We start from the raw sequence: 20,902 nt of genomic DNA, 5'->3' as shown, positions 1-20,902 counted from the left end.
TGTAGGAGTGAGCCTGCTCGCGATAGCGGTCTGTCAGTTAGAATAAATGTGTCTGACAGACCGCTATCGCGAGCAGGCTCACTCCTACATTTGATTAGTGTCGCCCTCACCTCTGCATCACTCTCATCAATCATCCTATCCAGCCTCTATTCCCCCGCCTTAGACTCGGCCCAACCCCAATTTCAGGTAGGCCGCCATGTCCGAGACGCTGCTCAGTTCCCGCAATCTGGCTTTTGAGCTGTATGAAGTCCTCGATGCCGAGGGCCTGACCCGGCGTGAGCGCTTTGCCGAGCACAACCGCGAAACCTTCGACGCTGCCATCGGCACCGCGCGCAACATCGCCGAGAAGTACTTCGCCCCGCACAACCGCAAGGGCGACGAGAACGAGCCGCGCTATGAAGACGGTAAGGCGATTCTGATTCCGGAAGTGAAACCGGCGGTGGATGCCTTTCTTGAGGCCGGATTCCTCAACGCTGCGAGAAGTTTCGACGCCGGCGGCATGCAACTGCCTACATTGCTGTCGCAAGCCTGCTTCGCCCATTTCCAGTCAGCCAATGCGGCGTCGACGTCCTACCCGTTCTTGACCATGGGCGCGGCGAATCTGATTGAAAGCTTTGGCACGGACGAGCAGAAACAACGCTTCCTGCAACCGATGATCGACGGACGCTTCTTCGGCACCATGGCCCTGACCGAACCCCATGCCGGTTCGTCCCTGTCGGATATTCGTACGCGCGCCGAACCGGCGTCCGACGGCACTTATCGCCTCAAGGGCAACAAGATCTTCATTTCCGGCGGCGATCACCCGCTCTCGGAAAACATCGTGCACATGGTTCTGGCCAAACTGCCGGACGCACCGCCGGGGGTGAAAGGTATTTCGCTGTTCATCGTGCCGAAGTTTCTGGTCAACGATGACGGTAGCCTCGGTCAGCGCAACGACGTGCTACTCGCCGGTCTGTTTCACAAGATGGGCTGGCGCGGCACCACCTCCACGGCGCTGAACTTCGGCGATAACGGCGAGTGCGTCGGTTATCTGGTGGGCAAACCGCATCACGGTTTGAGCTATATGTTCCAGATGATGAACGAGGCGCGGATCGGTGTAGGCATGGGCGCGGTGATGCTCGGTTATGCCGGTTATCTGTATTCGCTGGAGTACGCCCGCGAGCGACCGCAGGGCCGCGTGCCGGACAGCAAAGATCCGACCACGGCACCGGTGGCGATCATTCAGCACGCGGATGTCAGACGCATGCTGTTGACGCAGAAGTCCTACGTCGAAGGGGCCTTTGACCTCGGTTTGTATGCCGCTCGGTTATTTGATGACACCACGACACTTGAGTCCGAAACCGAGCGCAAACAGGCCCATGAGTTGCTGGATTTGCTGACGCCGATCGTCAAATCCTGGCCGTCGGAGTTCTGCCTGAAGGCCAACGAACTGGCGATCCAGATTCTCGGCGGTCATGGCTACACCCGCGAATACCCGGTGGAGCAGTATTACCGCGACAACCGCTTGAATCCGATTCACGAAGGCACCCACGGCATTCAGTCGCTGGACTTGCTCGGTCGCAAACTGGCGCAGAACGCTGGCGCTGGTCTGAAGCAATTGATTCGGTTGATAGCCACCACCGCTGAACGCGCTACAGCGTACGAATCGCTGAGCGCACTGCGTGAGCCACTGGAGAAGCTGGTGGCGCGCCTGCAAACGGTGACCATCGGTTTGTTGACCGATCTGGCACAGGGCAAGGTCAACAGCAGCCTGGCGAATTCGGCGTTGTACCTGAAGGTGTTCGGCCACACGGTGATTGGCTGGCGCTGGCTGGAGCAGGCGATTCGTGCCGAGGAAGGGCTGGCCAAAGGGAATGCAGCGGATGCCGACTTCTATAAGGGCAAGTTGCAGGCCGCGCGGTACTTTCTGACGTGGGAAGTGCCGGGTTGCCACCATGAATTGGCGTTGCTGGAGGCGCGGGATGATACGTGTCTGGCGATGCAGGATGCGTGGTTCTGAAACGCCACCCTCACCCCAGCCCTCTCCCGGAGGGAGAGGGGGCCGACCGGGGGATATTTAAGAAATACACCGACCTGAAAGGGCCTTGCCGAATCCATAATCGACACGGTCTTTCAAATCGGCGCATGACGCAAGACACCTCGGCCAGTCCCCTCTCCCTACGGGCGGTCCGACGTTTCGGGAGGGTTAGGGTGAGGGGCTTTACAGGCTCAGCACTCAGCTCAGCTTGAACCCACCCATCTGCCGCGCCAGATCATCCGCCAGTTTCTGCAGCATCTGACAATCCTCACGACAGGCCCGAACCTCCCCCGCCGTCGCCCGCGCCAGATCAGAAATCCCCTGCACGTTACGGTTGATCTCTTCCGTCACCGCCGACTGCTCTTCGGTCGCCGTCGCGACCTGATGGTTCATGTCACTGATGCGCTCGACCTGCCCGGTAATTGCCGTCAGCGACGCTCCGGTGCGCTGGCTCGACTCAACCCCGGTGCCGGTTGCAGCTTGCCCCGTGCGCATCGACGACACGGCGTTTTCCGCACCTTGCTTGAGGCTGCCAATCATCTGTTGGATTTCGTCGGTGGAGGCCTGCGTCCTGCGCGCCAAAGTGCGCACTTCATCAGCAACAACCGCAAAGCCACGCCCCATATCCCCGGCTCGGGCTGCCTCGATGGCGGCATTGAGCGCCAACAGGTTGGTCTGCTCGGACACCCCGCGAATCACCGCAAGTACCGAATCAATCGACGCCACTTGGTGCGCCAGCTCACCCACCGCTCCCGCCGCTAAACCAATCTCATCGGACATGCTTTCAATGTGCCGAATCGAGCCGCCGACCACTTCTCGCGCCTGCATCGCCTCATCCCGCGCGGTTTGCGAGGCCAGCGCCGCATTACCGGCGTTCTGCGCGATTTCCTGCACGGTCAGGCCCATCTCGTGAACGGCAGTGGCGACCATGTCAGTCATTTCCTGCTGACGACCCGAGCGCTCTGCGGTGTTCTCCACCACTTTCGCCACTTGCCCCACAGCAGTGCGTAAACGCTCGCTGGTGGTCAGCACTTCGCCGATCATCCCGCGCTGACTGTCGAGGAAGCGGTTGAAGCCACGTGCAAGGTCGCCCAGCTCATCGGCGCGGCTGGAATCTAACCTGTGGGTCAAATCTCCACCGCCGCTACCAATCGCTACCAGCGCCGCTGTTACCTGACGAATCGGCCGCACCAGCCCTTGTGCCAGCCACACCACCAGCGCCAGGCACACGAGGGCCACGGCAAGGCCGATACCGCCACTCATCCACATGGCTTTGCGCGCCTCGGCGTAAATCTGCGATTGCGGCACTTCTGCCACCAGAGTCCAGCCCAAATCGCGCAACGGCAGGCTGAAGGCGAGGAAGTCTTCGCCATCCCTTTTGAAGCTGCTGCTGATCGCCGTTTTTTGGCCCATGACGGACTGCGCCGCATTGGCGCCAATCTGCTCGCTCAAGGTGCGTTTGCCGCTGAACTGCGCTTCGGGATGCACCTGGATCAAACCGTCGGAACGCACCAGATAGACCTTGCCGCGCTCACCAAAGCTGAAATTGTGGATCAACTCCGACAGCTCTTTCATGCTCAGCCCGAGTCCGGCCACGCCGACCACTTTGCCGGCCTGCTCGACCTTCAAATCGATGAACAGCGCCAGTTCTCCGGTGGCGCCGTCGTTGTCGATATTGAGGGTGCGCGGCTGATTGCTGTCGAGGAAGGAATAGAACCACGCGTCAGCCGGTTTGGAACGGCTGAGGGTGCGATCCAGGCCTTTTTCGGTGATGTAGTGATTGGATTCGGTGCCGATAATCAAAGCGGTAAAGGCCTTATGTTCGGCGCGGATGCCTTCCAGATACTGCGCGAAGCCCGCCGTTTTGCTGCTGTCTTCGCCAGTAGCGAGCCAGTCGCGGACCATCGTGTTGCTGGCAATATCCTTGGCCGCCGTCAGCGGCTGGACGAGGATGCGTTCGATATCGTTGCGCGTCGCTTCAATGCTTGACGGCAGCGCTTGCTCGACCAGATAGCTCTGGGCGAGCCGGTTAACCACCAGGGTATAAATGCCAACCACGATCAGGATACTGACCAGCAGGGCGGTGCCCATACTGAGAATCAGCTGCCATTGAATACTGCGTCGCCACAACTGCATGGAGCACCCCCAAAGAATAAGAGGCAGAAACACTGCAACTGTCGCGCCAAATGTATACAAAAAATCTAAATATTGTTCCGCAACCCATGCTCGAGATTAATAAAATTCACGGAAAAGCGGTCGTGTCTACTGTCAGGGTTGTCAGGTGTAAGGAATCCATCAAAGCCGTACTCTTCGTTGGCGAAACCCAAAAAAACGAGGAATCGGAAATGAGCAGACAACGCACTATTGAAAGTATTCAGGGCACTCAAAGTATTGAAGGCTCTACTCTGGATGAAATGCTGAAATCCGTCAGGGTAGGTCAGACGATAAAAAAAACATTCAACGACAGGCAAACCACCGTCCTGAAAAAATCATTCGAGGAATCAGTCAGCGGGTGGTTTATCGAAATAGAGGTCGACGCAACTCCGTCCAAGTGGCGAAGTGAAACGGCACTCAACCAAGATGACATGGCTCGGTACATTGAAAAGGGGGATTTTCTTACCCATCCCGACTTCCCCGATGAACCTTTCAAGGTGGAAGAAAAGGATGTAGCGAACCGGGATGGCCGCTATTACTTCAGGATTACGTCAATCAGCGCACCATGAACGCTCATCCCGCTCTAGAGCGCTCCTCACAAATGGAGCGCTCCTGAGAAGAGGCTAGGGTCCACCCCAGAGACTTCAACCCTGATTGATGGTCTTGGCAATAGTGTCGACCGTGGCGCTGACTTGCTCTTGGTAACGGTCGAGCTCTTCCTGATGTTGCTTCTTCATTTCGATCTGCTGCGAGCACAGATTCATCGCCGCCAGCACCAGCAAGCGGTCACCGATCAGTGTCGGGTATTTGCGCTTGGTGTCATCCAGCGCTGCCTTGAGCATCATGGCCGCGTCCAGCAGGGTCTGTTCTTCCCCGGCCGGTGCCTTGATCGAATAGTCCTCCCCAAGAATGGAGACGACTTTTACCCCTGCTGTGTGGTGGTTCATGCGCTGACAGGACCTGCGTTGACGCGATCAACCAGGGCTTGAATGCGTGCAGCGGTGGCGCCGTGCTTTTCTTCCTGCTCCATCAGGTTCAGTTGCAGGCTTTCGTTTTCATCCTTGGCCTGGGCCAGTTCCGTGGACAGGGTCTGGTTGGTTTGCGCGAGTGTCTGGTTCTGTTGCACCAGGTCGCTGACGAGCTGTTCCAATTGGCTGAGGGATGCTTCCAACATTTTGATCTTCCAAGCGTTTTTCAAAGGGCGCGTACGATAAAGAAAAGTCACCACGGATGCCAGGGTTAAACCGGCGCAAAGCCTTGATTTTCCTGGTGGCGGACCGTTCCTGCGAGTTTTAAAGACTGTGATCTGCCGATCTGGTTCCTGCACTTCGTCGCCCGAGCCCTTCTGCGACAAATACGCACAGTGCCTCAAGACTTTAGTCGCATGACCGATAAGTCATCCATATCGCAGTCTCAGCCCGCATGGAAGCGGCCCTCTCTTGGTATCCGCCCATGTCCCTCCGCAATATGAATATCGCCCCACGGGCGTTTACCGGTTTCGCTTTGATCGGCGGCCTGATGCTGATTCTCGGCGTGTTCGCCCTGAACCAGATGAGCAAAATCCGCGGCGCCGCCGAGGACATCTCGTCCAGCAGCGTGCCGAGCATCAAGAACCTCGACGAATTCACCCAGCTGACCCTGCGCCTGCGCGTGCTGTCGTACCGCTTGCTGGTCAACCGCGAGCCCGACGTGCAGCAGAAAACCGTTGAGTTGCTGGACATGCGTAACCAGCAGATTCGCGCAGCTCAAACCGCCTACGAGCCACTGATCGGCAGCCCTGAGGAACGTGCGGCATACGACCAGTACGTGCAGCTGCTCGGCCAGTATCGCCAGATCGAAGACCGCATGAAGAGCCTGTCGCGCAATAATCAGGTGGATGAGCTGCGCAACCTGCTCAACACCGAGCTGCTCAACAACTCCGAAGCGATGAACACCGTGCTCAACCGTCTGATGCAAATCAATGGCGAGCAAATCAGCGAGACCAATCAGCAAGCGGCCGATCAGTATTCTTCGGCGTTCGACCTGGTGGTGACGCTGTTGGTGATCGCCACCGGCCTGACGCTGCTGTTCGCCTGGTTGCTGACCACCAGCATCACCCGCCCGATCGCCAAGGCCCTGGATGCGGCAGAAACCATCGCCGAGGGCAACCTGACCCAGCCGATCCACGTCGATGGCAGTGACGAAGCCGGTCGCCTGCTGGCAGCGATGGCGAAGATGCAATCGAAACTGCGCGACACCTTGCAGCGCATTTCCGGTTCCGCCACTCAGCTGGCTTCGGCGGCTGAAGAACTGAACAGCGTCACCGACGAAAGCGCGCGCGGCCTGACCCAGCAGAACAATGAAATCGAACAGGCGGCCACTGCGGTCAACGAGATGACCAGCGCCGTGGAAGAAGTTGCACGCAACGCCGTGAGCACCTCGGAAGCCTCGAAGAACGCCACCACTTCGGCGGGCGATGGTCGTGATCTGGTGCAGGAAACCGTCAGCGCCATCGAACGCATGAGCGCCGATGTGCAGAGCACTGCGTCGTTGATCGGTGATCTGGCCAATGAATCCCGCGACATTGGCAAAGTGCTGGATGTGATTCGTGGTCTGGCCGATCAGACCAACCTGCTGGCACTGAACGCAGCGATTGAAGCGGCGCGGGCCGGTGAAGCAGGTCGCGGTTTTGCTGTGGTGGCGGATGAAGTACGTGCCTTGGCGCACCGCACTCAGCAGTCGACCAGCGAAATCGAGCGGATGATCGGCAGCATTCAGAGTGGCACCGAACACGCCGTGGACTCGATGCGCAACAGCACCGAGCGCGCCGAGTCGACCTTGAACATCGCCCGTGGTGCCGGCATGTCGCTGGACACCATCAACACCGCCATCGTCGAGATCAACGAGCGCAACCTGGTGATCGCCAGCGCCGCCGAAGAACAGGCGCAAGTGGCGCGGGAAGTGGATCGTAATCTGGTGAATATTCGTGATTTGTCGGTGCAATCGGCGACCGGGGCGAATCAGACGAGTGCGGCGAGCAATGAGCTGTCGCGGTTGGCGCTGGACCTGAACAACATGGTTGGGCGGTTCAGCCTTTAACTTAGTAGATCAAGATCAAAAGCACCCTCACCCCAGCCCTCTCCCAGAGGGAGAGGGGGAAAGGGAGCAGATTTTCGTGTTTTTCAAAACCTGAGTTCGACTCAGAATTTTCAGGTCGATGTACCTCGCACCAACACCGCGATCAGTCCCCTCTCCCCCTGGGAGAGGGCTAGGGTGAGGGCTGCAATCTTCAGCCGAACCAAAATCCCGAACACGCCAGCGTAAAAACCTTTTTGACAGCATCACATTTCAACAGGTTAGAATCGCTGGCACGCAGACTGCATGGTCAGTTTGTGCCCGTCTTTACGCTTCTGGAGTACTGCCTTTGAATGCGACGACCATCAACAGCCTGTTCTTGATCGGCGCGTTGCTGGTAGGCGCAAGCATTCTTGTCAGTTCGCTGTCTTCCCGTCTCGGCATCCCGATTCTGGTCATTATTCTTGCGGTCGGCATGGCCGCCGGGGTCGATGGCGGCGGGATCATTTTCGATAACTACCCGACGGCCTATCTGGTCGGCAACCTCGCGCTGGCGGTGATCCTCCTCGACGGCGGCTTGCGCACGCGGGTGTCGAGTTTCCGCGTGGCGTTATGGCCGGCACTGTCGCTGGCCACGGTTGGGGTATTGATCACCACCGGGCTGACCGGCATGGCCGCTGCCTGGCTGTTCGACCTTAATCTGATTCAAGGTCTGTTGATCGGCGCCATCGTTGGCTCAACCGACGCCGCAGCAGTGTTCTCGCTGCTCGGCGGCAAAGGTCTGAACGAACGGGTCACCGCCAGTCTGGAAATCGAATCCGGCAGCAACGACCCGATGGCGGTGTTTCTCACCGTGACCCTGATCGATATGCTCGCCAGCGGCCAGACCGGACTGCACTGGAGCCTGTTGACCCACCTGATCCGCGAGTTCGGCATTGGTGGCGTGATCGGTCTCGGCGGTGGCTGGCTGATGCTGCAACTGGTCAATCGCATAAACCTTGCTGCCGGGCTGTATCCGATTCTGGTGATTGCCGGCGGTCTGGTGGTGTTCGCGTTGACCAACGCCTTGCATGGCAGCGGTTTCCTCGCGGTTTATCTGTGCGGTCTGGTCATCGGCAACCGCCCTGTGCGCAGTCGTCACGGCATTCTGCATATGCTCGATGGCATGGCCTGGCTGGCACAGATCGGCATGTTCCTGGTCTTGGGGCTGCTCGTGACGCCGCACGACTTGCTGCCGATCGCCTTGCCCGCCCTGGGTCTGGCACTGTGGATGATTCTGTTTGCGCGGCCGTTGTCGGTGATGGTCGGTCTGCTGCCGTTCAAAGCCTTCCATGGCCGCGAGAAAGCCTTTATTTCCTGGGTTGGTTTGCGCGGTGCGGTACCGATCATTCTCGCGGTTTTCCCGCTGATGGCCGGGCTGCCGAATGCGCAGCTGTACTTCAACCTCGCGTTTTTCATCGTGCTGGTGTCACTGCTGGTGCAGGGCACGAGCCTGCCGTGGGTAGCCAAGCTGTTGAAAGTGACGGTACCGCCAGAGCCCGCGCCGATTTCCCGGGCGGCGCTGGAAGTCCATGTCACCAGCGAGTGGGAGCTGTTTGTTTACAAGCTCGGCGCGGAGAAATGGTGCATCGGTTCGCCCCTGCGCGAGCTGAAAATGCCCGAAGGCACGCGTATCGCCGCCCTGTTTCGTGGCCAGCAACTGCTCCATCCGTCGGGTAGTACGGTGCTGGAAGTCGATGATTTACTGTGTGTTATCGGCCATGAACACAACCTTGGCGCCCTCGGAAAACTGTTCAGCCAGGCGCCGCAACGGGGTCTCGATCTGCGTTTCTTCGGCGACTTCGTGCTCGAAGGAGACGCCCAGCTTAAAGCGGTTGCGGCGCTCTACGGGTTGCCGGCCGAGGGCATCGATCCAGACATGACCCTGGGCGCCTTCATCGCCCACAAAGTCGGTGGTGCTCCCATCGTCGGTGACCAGGTGGAGTGGAACAACACCCACTGGACGGTTGCGGTCATGGACGGGAACAAGATCGGCAAAGTGGGCGTCAGATTCCCCGAAGGAAGTCGCCCGGGTCCCGGGCTCTTCCTCTAAACTGCGTCCACTCTCACTTGCTTGACCGGTCTCTATGCCTACCCTGCGCTCCTTTTTCGCCGCGGCCCTGCTGGGCCTGAGTCTTACTGTCGGCCCACTGTACGCCGCCGAACCACCGTCCAGCGACGCCGTGCAGGCCAGCCTCGACAAACTGGCCGACAGCAAACTGCCGGATGCTGACAAGAAGACCCTGCAGACCGTCCTGCAGAACACGCTCAATCAGCTAAACAATCAGCGTGATTACGAGCAGAAGCTGATCGATCTCAAGCAGCAACTGGCGACCGCGCCCAAGCAGACCATTGAAAGCACCCGCGAACTGACCCGCCTCAAGGCTACGGCCGTGGTGCCGGTGGCGCAGCGCTTCCCCAAAGAGTCGATCCAGCAGTTGGAGCAGATCCTCACCGATCGCTCGACCCAGCAAAGTGATCTGCAAAAAGCGCTGGCCGACGCCAACAGTCTGATCATCACCGCGCAGACCCGCCCGGAGCGCGCGCAAGCGGAAATTTCCGCCAGCCAGACGCGCATCCAGCAGATCAACAACATCCTCAAGTCCGGCAAGGACGCGGGTAAAACCGTCACCGCCGAGCAACGCGACCAGTTGAACGCCGAACTGGCGGCGCTGAATGCGCTGATTCCCCTGCGTCGTCAGGAGCTGGCCGGCAACAGCCAGTTGCAGGATCTGGGCAACGCCCAGCATGACTTGCTCTCGGAGAAGTCCGAGCGCCTCGACCGCGAGATCCAGGAACTGCAAACCCTGATCAACCAGAAACGTCTGGCGCAATCGCAGGAAACCGTAACGCAGCAATCGATCGAAGCGCAGAAGGCCGGGAGCAGCAGTCTGCTGGCCATCGAAAGCACGGCGAACCTCAAGCTCTCCGACTACCTGCTCAAAAGCACTGACCGCCTCAACGAAGTCACCCAGCAGAATCTGCAGACCAAACAACAGCTCGACAGCCTGACCCAAAGCGATTCAGCGCTGGACGAGCAGATCAGCGTGCTCAAGGGCAGCCTGCTGCTGTCGAAGATTCTCTATAAGCAGAAACAAGCCCTGCCGCGGCTCAAGGTCGACCGCGATCTGGCGGATCAGATCGCCGACATTCGCCTGTGGCAATTCGACGTCAGCCAGCAGCGTGAGCAGCTGAGTAATCCGGCCGCCTATGTCGACAACCTGCTGGCCACTCAGCCGCCGGAGCAGGTCACCCCGCAATTGCGCAAAAACCTGCTGGAGCTGGCCAACACCCGCGCCGACCTGCTGGAGCGGCTGAATCGCGAACTGAGCGCCATGCTCAACGAGTCGATCACCCTGCAGCTCAACCAGAAACAACTGCTGAGCACCGCGCAAGGTCTGCGTGCGACGCTCGATGAGCAGATGTTCTGGATTCCCAGCAACAAGCCGCTGGATCTGGAATGGATGCGCGCGGTGCCGGAGCGCCTGAAACGCCAGGTCGACACCCTGCCGTGGGCCTCCAGCCTCAGCGAGCTGACCGACGGCCTGACCCAACGGCCGTTGCTGTTCCTGCCGCTGGCACTGCTGATCGGTGCACTGCTGTGGCGGCGCAAGAATCTGTACGCACGGCTGAACAAGGTTCACCAGGACATCGGCCACTTCAAACGTGACAGCCAGTGGCACACGCCGCAGGCGATCCTGATCAATATTCTGCTGGCAATGCCGGTCGCATTGGGTCTGGCGCTGTGCGGTCTGGCGTTGCAGATCGACGCTCGCGGGCAGAACACCAACATGGGCGCAGCACTGCTGCAAATGGGTCAGGCGTGGCTGGTGTTCTACACCGCTTACCGGATTCTCGCGCCGGGTGGTGTGGCGGAATTGCACTTCCGCTGGGAAAAACCGCAGGTCGAATTCCTCCAAGGCTGGATCCGCCGACTGGGTCTGGTGGTCATGGCGCTGGTGACCATTGTTGCCGTCGCCGAATTGCAACCGGCGGCATTGGCCGACGACGTGCTCGGCATGCCGGTGGTACTGACCTGCTACGCCCTGATGGCGTGGCTGCTCAGTCGCTTGCTGATCAGCAGCCCGGCCCACGAGAACACCTCACTGTTCCGCAAAGCCGTCGGGGTGATGTTCACCCTGCTGCCGATCGCGTTGTTCGTCGCCGTGTGCTTTGGCTACTACTACACCGCACTGAAACTCAGCGACCGCCTGATCAACACCCTGTACCTGCTGATGTTCTGGCTGGTGATCGAAGCGACGTTCGTCCGTGGCCTGAGCGTCGCCGCGCGACGTCTGGCCTATCAGCGCGCCCTGGCCAAACGGCAGGCGGCGAAAGAGGCCGGCGACGGCGAAGCGGTGATCGAAGAGCCGACGCTGGACATCGAAAAGGTCAACGAACAGTCCCTGCGCCTGATCCGCCTGGCCCTGCTCGGCGGCTTCATCGCCGCGCTGTACTGGGTCTGGTCGGACCTGATTTCGGTCTTCTCGTACCTCGACAACATCACGCTCTACGAATACACCAGCGGCACCGGCGCCAACATGAGCATGGTGCCAATCAGCATCGGCGACATGCTTGGTGCACTGATCATCATCGGCATCACCTTCGCCCTCGCGCGCAACTTGCCGGGCCTGCTCGAAGTGTTCGTGCTGTCCAAGCTCAACCTCGCTCAGGGCAGTGCCTACGCGACCACCACGTTGCTGTCTTACGTGATTGCCGGTGTCGGTTTCGTCTCGACCCTGTCGACCCTCGGCGTCAGTTGGGACAAGTTGCAATGGCTGGTGGCGGCGCTGTCGGTCGGCCTCGGTTTCGGTATGCAGGAGATTTTTGCGAACTTCATTTCCGGCATCATGATTCTGTTCGAACGCCCGGTGCGGATCGGTGACACCATCACCATCGGCAACCTGTCGGGCACGGTGAGCAAGATCCGCATCCGCGCCACGACCATCACCGACTTCGACCGCAAGGACATCATTGTCCCGAACAAGACCTTCATCACCGGGCAACTGATCAACTGGTCGCTGACCGACACCATCACCCGCGTCACGCTGAAGCTCGGCGTCGACTACGGCTCGGATCTGGATCTGGTCAAGGAACTGCTGCTCAAGGCTGCCCGGGAAAACCCGCGCGTGCTCAAAGAACCCGAGCCGCACGTGTACTTCCTCAACTTCGGCGAAAGCACCCTCGACCACGAGTTGCGCATGCACGTGCGCGATCTCGGCGACCGTAACCCGGTGCTCGATGAAGTCAACCGTTTCATCAACCGCGAGTTCAAGAAGCAGCACATCAACATCTCGTTCCGCCAGATGGAGGTGTACCTGAAGAACCTCCACGGTCAGGAATACAAGATGGTGCCGATCGAGCCGGAAACCAAAACCATCGTGCCGGTCGCCGACGATCAGAAACCGCTGCAAGAGCCGCCGCCGGCCAAACTCGACTAACCGGTCTATTCCCAGCAGAATGCTCGGACATTCTGCTGGAGCCGGCCCTTGAAAGCCCTCGACGAACTGACCTTCGACAATCGCTTCGCCCGCCTGGGCGACGCATTCTCCGCCCACGTGCTACCCGAGCCGATCGACAATCCGCGTCTGGTCGTGGCGAGCCCGGCGGCGCTGGCCTTGCTGGATCTCGACCCGGCGACCGCCGAAACCAACGAATTTGCCGAACTGTTTGGCGGCCACAAGCTGTGGACCGATGCCGAGCCGCGGGCGATGGTCTATTCCGGGCATCAGTTCGGCGGCTACACGCCGCAACTCGGCGATGGCCGTGGCTTGTTGTTGGGCGAGGTGTACAACGCGGCCGGCGAGCATTGGGACCTGCATTTGAAGGGCGCCGGGCAGACGCCGTTTTCGCGCATGGGCGATGGTCGGGCGGTACTCCGTTCGTCGATCCGCGAGTTCCTGGCGTCCGAAGCGCTGTACGCACTGAACATTCCGTCCTCGCGTGCAGCCTGCGTGATCGGCTCCGACACCCCGGTCTGGCGCGAAAAGCAGGAACGCGCGGCGATGGTCCTGCGTCTGGCGCCGAGTCATATCCGCTTTGGCCACTTCGAATATTTTTACTACACCAAGCGTCCAGAACAGCAGAAGCAACTCGGCGAGCACGTGCTGGCGATGCACTTCCCTGAGTGCCTGGAGCAACCGGAACCGTATCTGGCGATGTTCCGCGAGATCGTCGAGCGCAACGCCGAACTGATCGCCAAGTGGCAGGCCTATGGCTTCTGTCACGGCGTAATGAACACCGACAACATGTCGATCCTCGGCATCACCTTCGACTTCGGCCCGTTTGCTTTCCTCGATGACTTCGACGCCAATTTCATCTGCAACCATTCGGATGATCAGGGTCGCTACTCGTTCAGCAATCAGGTGCCGGTTGGCCAGTGGAACCTCAGTGCATTGGCTCAAGCGTTGACACCGTTCATCAGCGTCGAAGCCCTGCGCGAAACCCTTGGCTTGTACCTGCCGCTGTTTCAGGCGCACTACCTCGACCTGATGCGCCGCCGCTTGGGTTTCACCACAGCCGAAGACGATGACCAGAAGCTGCTGGAAGACCTGTTGCAACTGATGCAGAACAGCGGCGTCGACTACACGCTGTTCTTCCGCCGACTCGGTGAAGAGTCAGCCGAACAGGCCGTCGCCCGGTTGCGTGATGACTTCGTCGACATCAAGGGTTTTGATGCCTGGGGTGAACGCTACGTCGCCCGGGTTGCCCGCGATGGCGATGCTGATCAAACGCAGCGCCAAGCGCGGATGCATGCGGTCAATCCGCTGTACATCCTGCGCAATTACCTGGCGCAAAAAGCCATCGATGCGGCTGAGCAAGGGGATTACTCAGAAGTACGCCGGCTGCACGCGGTGCTGAGCACACCGTTTGAAGAGCAGCCGGGGATGGACGGTTATGCCGAGCGGCCGCCGGAGTGGGGCAAGCATTTGGAGATCAGTTGTTCGTCTTGAACCAGCATCAGGTAAACACATCGATTGGCACATTGAAGCGCTCTGCCAACCAACGAATCTGGCGCAAGTTAAGCTTGCGCTTGCCGTTCAAAATCTCCGAAACAACCGACTGAGTACCAACACCCGGCAAGTCGCTCTGAGTCAGGCCGTGCTCACGCATCATGTAACCGAGAACCTCTTCGCCACTTGCCTGGGCCATGGGGTGATGGGTGTGATCCCATGCTTCGATCCAGTCACCGATGATGTCGACCAAGCTCATCAACGGGTGCGACTCATCATCGCCGGTAATATCCAGCAGTTCGTCGATTGCCAATACCAAAGCATCGTAGTCGTCTTCGTTTTCTGGCAACTGCAGAAAACGAGTTAAGAGACCCGGACTTTGGTCCGCACCGGAATCAAGGCAAACACTTTCAAAGCCAACAGAGTCCCCAGTGAGCGAACAACTCGTCCGGGCATTTAAGGTTTTTAGATATTCAGAGCCCTTCAAAAGCTCCGAGAGTGGAAGGCGTTTGACTGTCTTGGCGGTCATAGGAATGGTATTTCGCTCAGGTCTGCACAAGATGACCGATTAGATAAAATACAGATAGTCAGCCTCCGCGCAGACGTGCGTAGGCCCTTTCCTCAACTGAGGAAGGTAAAGACCTACAGATCAATTCCTTGATAATCGCGACTTTGCCTCCAGATCAGTCTCATAGACTTCCTGCCTGAGAACCCATCATGTCCGAACCACTCCTCATCCCCTGCCCCTCCTGCAACGGCCTCAACCGCATCCCCGCCGAGCGCCTGGCGGACCAGCCCAAGTGCGGACGCTGCAAATCCGCCGTGCTGTTGAGCAAACCGTTCGAACTCAAGCAAGATGATTACGCCAGCCAGATCAAAGGCGATCTGCCGCTGTTGGTGGATGTCTGGGCGGAGTGGTGTGGGCCGTGCAAGTCATTTGCGCCGGTATTCGAGCAGGCGGCAGCGCAGTTGGCAGGCAAGTGCCGTTTGGCCAAGCTTGATAGCGAGGCGAATCAGCAGTTGTCGGCGCAGTTGGGGATTCGCTCGATTCCGAGCCTGATTCTGTTCAAGAACGGTCGGGAAGTGGCGCGGCAGAGTGGCGCGTTTCCGTTGCCGCAGTTGATGGCGTGGCTGCGTAGCCAAGGGATCTGACACACCGCCAAACAATGTAGGAGTGAGCCTGCTCGCGATAGCGTCCTGTCAGCCAACACTTGAGTGACTGAAAGGAAGCTATCGCGAGCAGGCTCACTCCTACAGGGGATCTGCGTAGCTCAAGAGATCAGTGATCTTCGAGCAGATTGTGCAGTTCGACGAACTGCTGGGTCAGCTTGTGTCGCGGGTCGAGGTGGATCAGCGGCATGCTGGCCTGGTGCGATTCGCGCATGCGCACCGAACTGGTCAGGTACACCGGCAATACCGGTAAACCTTCAGCGATCAGCTCATCAAGAATCTGCTGTGGCAGGCTCGCCCGGGCCTGAAACTGATTGACCACGATGCCTTCGACTTCCAGGCCTTCATTGTGGTCATCCTTTAACTCTTCGATTTCAGCAATCAGCCCATACAGGGCCTGGCGCGAGAAACTGTCGCAATCAAAAGGAATCAGCACGCGATCAGCGGCAATCAACGCCGATACCGCATAGAAATTCAGTGCTGGCGGCGTATCGAGGTAAATGCGGTCGTAATCCTCGGACAACTCATCGAGCAACTTACGCAGTTTGTTGATCTTGTGCTTGGCCTCAAGCTTGGGCTGCAAGTCGGCCAGCTCGGCCGTCGCGGTGATGATGTGCAGGTTGTCGAACGGGGTTTCGTAAATGTCCGCCTGATTCTTCTTCGAGAACGGCCCCGAGGACAGTGTCTGCTTGAAGAAGTCGGCAATACCCATCGGGATGTCGTTGCCGGTGAGCCCGGTCAGATACTGAGTGGAGTTGGCCTGGGCATCGAGATCCACCAACAGCGTGCGATAACCCTCGCTGGCGCTGACCGCCGCCAGATTGCAGGCAATGCTGGATTTGCCTACGCCACCTTTCTGATTGAACACCACGCGCCGCATGACCAAACCTCCGTGTATCAAAGAATGACCGAGTGTAGATGCGCGCGACCTCGCTTCGCTACCTTCATGGACATGGACTACAGAGTCAGGCGCAAATATCTGCGGGCAGACAGTGCGATAACCGCCATCGATCGGCGAGAAACCCGACAGACAAGCCGCTGTCGATCTGGATAATGGCCAAATGACAGCTTTCTGGCGAACCACTCGGTACATTTCGTTGCGCAAAATGTAACCAGCATTTGCTACACACTCGTCGCACCGGGATAATGCGCGCCACTCGGCGCCCAGCGCCACGCCAAGCCTGCTGCGGCCTTGGCCACTAAACGCGTCAACGAAAGCCCGCAGGGGCGGGATGAATGTCCGTGATCAACTTCAACATCGCCCAATGGCGCGCGTGGGCCCCTGGCCTCGACAGCGTGGACGCCTGGCAGGCCTGGAGCCGACAACCGGTCGTGCTCCAGAGCAGTGATGCCGCGCCCGATGTGTCGTTTTTGCCGGCCATGCAGCGCCGCCGTCTCAGTCGACTGGCGCGCATGGCGTTCAGCGTTGGCTGGCCCTTGGCCGACGGGCGCGAGAATCTGCCGCTGGTGTTTGTCTCGCGACACGGCGAAACCCCACGTACTTACGAGATTCTCAGTGATCTGGCCAGCGAACAGCCGCTGTCGCCGACCCAGTTCAGTCTCTCGGTGCACAACGCGATCATCGGCCTGTGGTCGATCATGCGCGGCGAGACCAGCGAAATGACTGCCCTCGCCGCTGCCGGCGACGGCCTCGAACACGGCATGCTCGAAGCCGCTGCCCTGCTCAATGAGGGCGCCCCGGCGGTGCTGCTGGTGATCACCGAAGAACAACCGCCCGAAGCTTATTCCGCGTGGATCGACGACGTGCCGTTCCCGTACGCGCTGGGTCTTTTGCTCACCCCCGGTACCGACTGGCGGCTGACCCTGAACAGCACCACAGAAACACGGTCAAAAGCGCACTGGCCTCACGCGCTCAATCTGCTGCGAACCCTGCTCGGCCAGCAACCCCATTGCCAACATGCCTGGAAAAATCGTGTATGGACCTGGCAACGCAACCCGTGACCGAGAAAAACCGCAACGCCTACTACTGGCGCCTGCTGGCCACCGCCGCAAGCTTCGCCCTGTTCGGGCTTGGCGGGTTGTGCCTGCGCGTGCTGGTGTTTCCGCTGCTGGGCTGCCTGCCCGGTGACGCCCTTGCGCATCGCCATCGCGCGCGGCAGACCGTCAGCCGGCTGTTCTGGTTTTTCGTGCGGTTCATGGCCCGCACCGGCGTGTTGACCTACGACATCCAGGGCGCTGAACGCCTGGGCCGACCGGGGCAGATGATCATCGCCAACCACCCGTCGCTGATCGATGTGGTGTTTCTGATCGGCCTGGTGCGCCAGGCCAATTGCGTGGTGAAGAAAAGCCTGTGGGAAAACCCCTTCACGCGTGGCCCATTGCGCAGCACCGAGTACATCAGCAACGACGGCAGCATGGACATGCTCGATGCCGCCGCGCAGTCCCTGCAAAACGGCCAGACCCTGATCATTTTTCCCGAAGGCACCCGCACCCAGCCGGGCCAGGCGCCGGCCTTTCATCGGGGTGCTGCGGCAATTGCCTTGCGCGGTGCGAAAATCCTCACACCGGTGATCATCAAGGTCAGCCCGACCACATTGACCAAAGCCGAACCCTGGTATCGGATTCCCAGCCGCCGGGTGCACTTCAGTTTTCGCGTCGGGGCCGATATAGACCCACAAGCCTTCGCCGCGCAGGGGCCCGCACCGCAGGCCTCGCGCAAGCTCAACGATTATTTGCACAACTACTTCATTAAGGAGCTCGCCGAAGATGAGCGATCTGAATCGTGACATCAAACTGCTGATCATCGATGCCCTCGGGCTCGAAGACATCAGCGTCGACGACATCGGCGACGAGCAGACGCTGTTCGGCGAAGGCCTCGGTCTGGATTCCGTCGACGCGCTGGAACTGGGCCTGGCCATCCAGAAGAAATACGGCATCAAGATCGACGCCGACGCCAAAGACACCCGTAACCATTTCACCAACGTGGCCAGCCTTGCGGCGTTCGTCACGGCAAAACAGGCAGCTTGAGACCGGACCATGCAAACTCGTGACGATATTTTCAACACCCTGCGCGATGCCTTGGTCGAGCTGTTCGAACTGGATCCGGCCCGTGTGAGCCTGGACTCCAATCTGTATCAGGATCTGGAAATCGACAGCATCGACGCGGTCGACCTGATCGATCACATCAAGCGTCAGACCGGCAAGAAAATCGCTGCCGAAGAATTCAAATCGGTGCGCACTGTCGGCGACGTCGTCGAGGCGGTCTACCGTCTGGTTCAACCGGCCGCATGAGCCGATTGATCGGCCTCGGGCTGCTGCTGGCCGGTCTGCTGTACCCCTTTGCGGTGTATTTCGGCATGGAGCACTTTGCTCCATGGCAGTTCGGCCTGCTGCTGGGCAGCCTGTGGCTGGCGCGAGCGCTGACCGGCGAACGCAAGCCCGGCGGCCTGTGGATGGCCTGCGTGGCCATCGTGTTTTGCCTGCTGCTGGCGCTGTTCGACAGCCCGCTGTTGCTGCGCTGGTATCCGGTGCTGATCAGCGGCTTCATGCTGGTGCTGTTCGGCTTGAGCCTGAAATACGGTCCGCCGATGGTCGAGCGAATGGCGCGCCTGCGTGAGCCAGAGCTGCCGGATATCGCGATTCGTTACACACGCAAGGTCACCGTGGCCTGGAGCGTGTTTTTCTTCTGCAACGGTTTGTGCGCCGCCCTCCTGACCCTGTGGGCGCCGCTGAATTGGTGGATGTTGTACACCGGCCTGATCTCCTATGGATTGATCGGCCTGATGTTTGCCATTGAATGGCTGATACGACAACGGGTAAGAGGCCGTACATGAACTGGATAAAACTTGAGCAGCTGTTGCTCAAGCCTGTGCCGGCACGAGCGATCTGCGCTGCGCCGGCACTCGATCACGCGCAATTGTGCGAACAGGCCCTGAGCGTTGCCGCCGGCCTGCAAGCGCAAGGCGTGAAACGCCTGGCTGTGCATCTGGAAGATGCCGCCGAACTGGCCATCGCTCTGCTGGGCGCATGGCGCGCTGGCGTCAGCGTTCTGCTGCCTTCGGATCTGCAACCACAAACCCGCCAGCGCTGGTCGGCTGAAGTCGATCTGTGGCTGACCGATCAAGGCGATGACACGCAACTGAACGACGTTCAGCAACCGCCGCTGCCCGGCGCCGAACTGGACCTCGACCAGTGCCGTCTGAGCCTGTGCACGTCCGGCTCCAGCGGCGAGCCCAAGCGCATCGACAAATCCCTGCGCCAACTGGCCAACGAAGTCCTAGCGCTGGAGCAACTGTGGGGCGCAGATCTCGGTGAGGCCTGCATCATCGGCAGCGTCGCCACCCAGCATATCTACGGTTTGCTGTTTCGCGTGCTATGGCCGCTGTGCGCCGGGCGCCCGTTTGTGCGCAAACAACTGGCGTTTCCCGAGGACTTGCAGCGTGCCAGCCGCGAGTATCCGGCCTTTGCCTGGGTCGCCAGCCCGGCGTTGCTCAAGCGTATGGGCGACAACCTCGACTGGCCGGCCCTCAGTGCCGTGCGCCGGGTGTTTTCGTCAGGCGGCGCGTTGCCGCTTGAAGCCGCGCAGAGCCTGCAGCAACGCTTGCAGCAATGGCCGACGGAAATCCTCGGCAGCTCGGAAACCGGCGGCATTGCCTGGCGTCAGGGCGACCAACTGTGGCAACCGTTCGCCGATGTCGAACTGAGCCAGGACAGCGACGGCGCCCTGCTGGTTGCCTCACCTTACCTGCCTGTCGGACACATCGAGCACACCGCTGACGCCGCGCGTATCGCTGCCGATGGACGCTTCGAACTGCTCGGAAGGCTGGACCGGATCGTCAAACTCGAAGAAAAACGCATCTCGCTGCCCATGCTCGAACAAGCCTTGGTTACCCACGAATGGGTTGCCGAAGCGCGCCTGGGCGTGGTCCAGGAAAATCGCGCCTCCCTGGGTGCTCTGCTGGTACTCAGCGATTCGGGGCTGTTTGCCTTGCGTGAACACGGCCGTCGCAGCCTGACCGAAACCCTGCGCCAGCATTTGCGCCAGCACTGTGAAGCCCTGGCACTGCCTCGGCGCTGGCGGCTGATGCGGCAATTGCCGTTGAACAGTCAGGGGAAACTGCCGCAGGCCGAGGTCGAAGCGTTGCTGATTGCCCCGCGCCCGAAAGCGCCGCAAGTGCTGTCGCAGGTCGAGACCGAAGGTGAATGGAGTCTGCAACTGAGCGTGCCACCGGATCTGGCTTATTTCAGTGGGCACTTTCCCAAAGCGCCAGTATTGCCGGGTGTGGTGCAGGTGGAATGGGCGCTCAATCTTGGGCGGCAGTTGCTGAATCTGAGCGGCCCGTTTGCCGGGATGGAAGTGCTGAAGTTCCAGCAACTGGTGCGGCCGGGGGATGAAATCCAGCTGCATCTGCGCTTTGATCCGGAGCGCAGCAAGTTGTATTTCGCTTATCGCAATGACACGGCGACCTGTTCCAGTGGGCGGATTCTTTTGGGTATCGAGCATGAGTGATCTTGGTGAGTGCTGCGCACTCAATCGCGAGCAGGCTCGCTCCTA

At 59.7% G+C, this 20,902-nt stretch carries 18 protein-coding genes and 1 pseudogene; 14 read left to right on the top strand and 5 right to left on the bottom strand.

Annotation, left to right across the window (positions count from 1 at the left end):
• Positions 1–196: 196 nt before the first annotated feature.
• Positions 197–1,999, top strand: a complete 1,803-nt coding sequence (locus U6037_RS02205; protein ID WP_322845650.1) for an acyl-CoA dehydrogenase — start codon at positions 197–199, stop codon at positions 1,997–1,999.
• A gap of 216 nt (positions 2,000–2,215) precedes the next feature.
• Here U6037_RS02205 and U6037_RS02200 read toward each other — a convergent pair whose 3' ends face one another.
• On the bottom strand, positions 2,216–4,153 hold the full coding sequence (locus U6037_RS02200; RefSeq protein WP_322845649.1) for a methyl-accepting chemotaxis protein: 1,938 nt from the start codon (positions 4,151–4,153) through the stop codon (positions 2,216–2,218).
• A gap of 209 nt (positions 4,154–4,362) precedes the next feature.
• Between U6037_RS02200 and U6037_RS02195 the strand changes: the two genes are divergently transcribed.
• Positions 4,363–4,740, top strand: coding sequence for a hypothetical protein (locus tag U6037_RS02195; RefSeq protein ID WP_322845648.1), 378 nt, complete (start codon positions 4,363–4,365; stop codon positions 4,738–4,740).
• 75 nt (positions 4,741–4,815) lie between these two features.
• Here U6037_RS02195 and U6037_RS02190 read toward each other — a convergent pair whose 3' ends face one another.
• Both U6037_RS02190 and U6037_RS02185 read right to left on the bottom strand, forming a co-directional pair.
• On the bottom strand, positions 4,816–5,118 hold the full coding sequence (locus U6037_RS02190; protein ID WP_016987569.1) for a cell division protein ZapA: 303 nt from the start codon (positions 5,116–5,118) through the stop codon (positions 4,816–4,818).
• The gene (locus tag U6037_RS02185; protein ID WP_007909525.1) at positions 5,115–5,345 is read right to left on the bottom strand and encodes a hypothetical protein; all 231 of its coding nucleotides are present in this window, start codon (positions 5,343–5,345) and stop codon (positions 5,115–5,117) included. Before U6037_RS02185 ends, U6037_RS02190 begins: the two co-directional genes overlap by 4 nt.
• Before the next feature lie 248 nt (positions 5,346–5,593).
• On the opposite strand from U6037_RS02185, the pseudogene U6037_RS29375 reads away from it, so the two are divergent.
• From U6037_RS29375 to selO, 5 genes and pseudogenes are all read left to right on the top strand, one after another.
• Positions 5,594–6,346 (top strand): annotated as a pseudogene (locus U6037_RS29375) (MCP four helix bundle domain-containing protein); the annotation flags it as partial.
• 30 nt (positions 6,347–6,376) lie between these two features.
• On the top strand, positions 6,377–7,249 hold the full coding sequence (locus U6037_RS29370) for a methyl-accepting chemotaxis protein (protein WP_371042268.1): 873 nt from the start codon (positions 6,377–6,379) through the stop codon (positions 7,247–7,249).
• A gap of 325 nt (positions 7,250–7,574) precedes the next feature.
• Positions 7,575–9,317 carry a potassium/proton antiporter gene (locus U6037_RS02175; RefSeq protein WP_007909521.1) on the top strand — a complete coding sequence of 581 codons (1,743 nt, stop codon included), beginning with the start codon at positions 7,575–7,577 and terminating at the stop codon, positions 9,315–9,317.
• A 34-nt stretch (positions 9,318–9,351) separates the two neighbouring features.
• Entirely contained in the window at positions 9,352–12,705 is a 3,354-nt protein-coding gene (gene mscK / locus U6037_RS02170) for a mechanosensitive channel MscK (protein ID WP_322845646.1), read from the top strand.
• 48 nt (positions 12,706–12,753) lie between these two features.
• Entirely contained in the window at positions 12,754–14,217 is a 1,464-nt protein-coding gene (selO, locus tag U6037_RS02165; RefSeq protein WP_322845645.1) for a protein adenylyltransferase SelO, read from the top strand.
• 7 nt (positions 14,218–14,224) lie between these two features.
• On the opposite strand, the gene U6037_RS02160 is transcribed toward selO, so the two are convergent.
• A complete protein-coding gene (locus tag U6037_RS02160) occupies positions 14,225–14,572 on the bottom strand; it encodes a helix-turn-helix domain-containing protein (protein WP_322847274.1) in 348 nt (115 codons plus the stop codon).
• 362 nt (positions 14,573–14,934) lie between these two features.
• On the opposite strand from U6037_RS02160, the gene trxC reads away from it, so the two are divergent.
• Positions 14,935–15,369, top strand: coding sequence for a thioredoxin TrxC (gene trxC, locus U6037_RS02155; protein ID WP_322845644.1), 435 nt, complete (start codon positions 14,935–14,937; stop codon positions 15,367–15,369).
• 127 nt (positions 15,370–15,496) lie between these two features.
• Here trxC and U6037_RS02150 read toward each other — a convergent pair whose 3' ends face one another.
• On the bottom strand, positions 15,497–16,267 hold the full coding sequence (locus tag U6037_RS02150) for a ParA family protein (protein WP_038360142.1): 771 nt from the start codon (positions 16,265–16,267) through the stop codon (positions 15,497–15,499).
• 356 nt (positions 16,268–16,623) lie between these two features.
• On the opposite strand from U6037_RS02150, the gene U6037_RS02145 reads away from it, so the two are divergent.
• Genes U6037_RS02145 through U6037_RS02120 form a run of 6 tightly spaced genes read left to right on the top strand, consistent with a single transcriptional unit; the run spans position 16,624 to position 20,857 of the window.
• Positions 16,624–17,349: a beta-ketoacyl synthase chain length factor gene (locus U6037_RS02145; protein WP_242209598.1), complete on the top strand. Its 726-nt coding sequence runs from the start codon at positions 16,624–16,626 to the stop codon at positions 17,347–17,349.
• Positions 17,325–18,134: a lysophospholipid acyltransferase family protein gene (locus tag U6037_RS02140; RefSeq protein ID WP_322845643.1), complete on the top strand. Its 810-nt coding sequence runs from the start codon at positions 17,325–17,327 to the stop codon at positions 18,132–18,134. The genes U6037_RS02145 and U6037_RS02140 overlap by 25 nt, the downstream gene beginning before the upstream one ends.
• Entirely contained in the window at positions 18,115–18,375 is a 261-nt protein-coding gene (locus tag U6037_RS02135) for a phosphopantetheine-binding protein (protein ID WP_016983882.1), read from the top strand. Before U6037_RS02140 ends, U6037_RS02135 begins: the two co-directional genes overlap by 20 nt.
• A 9-nt stretch (positions 18,376–18,384) precedes the next feature.
• Complete coding sequence (locus U6037_RS02130; RefSeq protein WP_064388843.1) at positions 18,385–18,639, top strand: acyl carrier protein; 255 nt, start codon at positions 18,385–18,387, stop codon at positions 18,637–18,639.
• Positions 18,636–19,181, top strand: a complete 546-nt coding sequence (locus U6037_RS02125) for a hypothetical protein (protein WP_322845642.1) — start codon at positions 18,636–18,638, stop codon at positions 19,179–19,181. Before U6037_RS02130 ends, U6037_RS02125 begins: the two co-directional genes overlap by 4 nt.
• Positions 19,178–20,857 (top strand): AMP-binding protein, encoded by a 1,680-nt coding sequence (locus U6037_RS02120; RefSeq protein WP_322845641.1) that lies wholly within the window; start codon positions 19,178–19,180, stop codon positions 20,855–20,857. Before U6037_RS02125 ends, U6037_RS02120 begins: the two co-directional genes overlap by 4 nt.
• The last annotated feature ends 45 nt before the right edge of the window (positions 20,858–20,902 follow it).

The sequence above is a fragment of the Pseudomonas sp. B33.4 genome (assembly GCF_034555375.1).
GTDB lineage: Bacteria > Pseudomonadota > Gammaproteobacteria > Pseudomonadales > Pseudomonadaceae > Aquipseudomonas.
The sequence above is the reverse complement of the archived record's forward strand: the minus strand, read 5'-3'. Positions and strand labels throughout refer to the sequence as shown.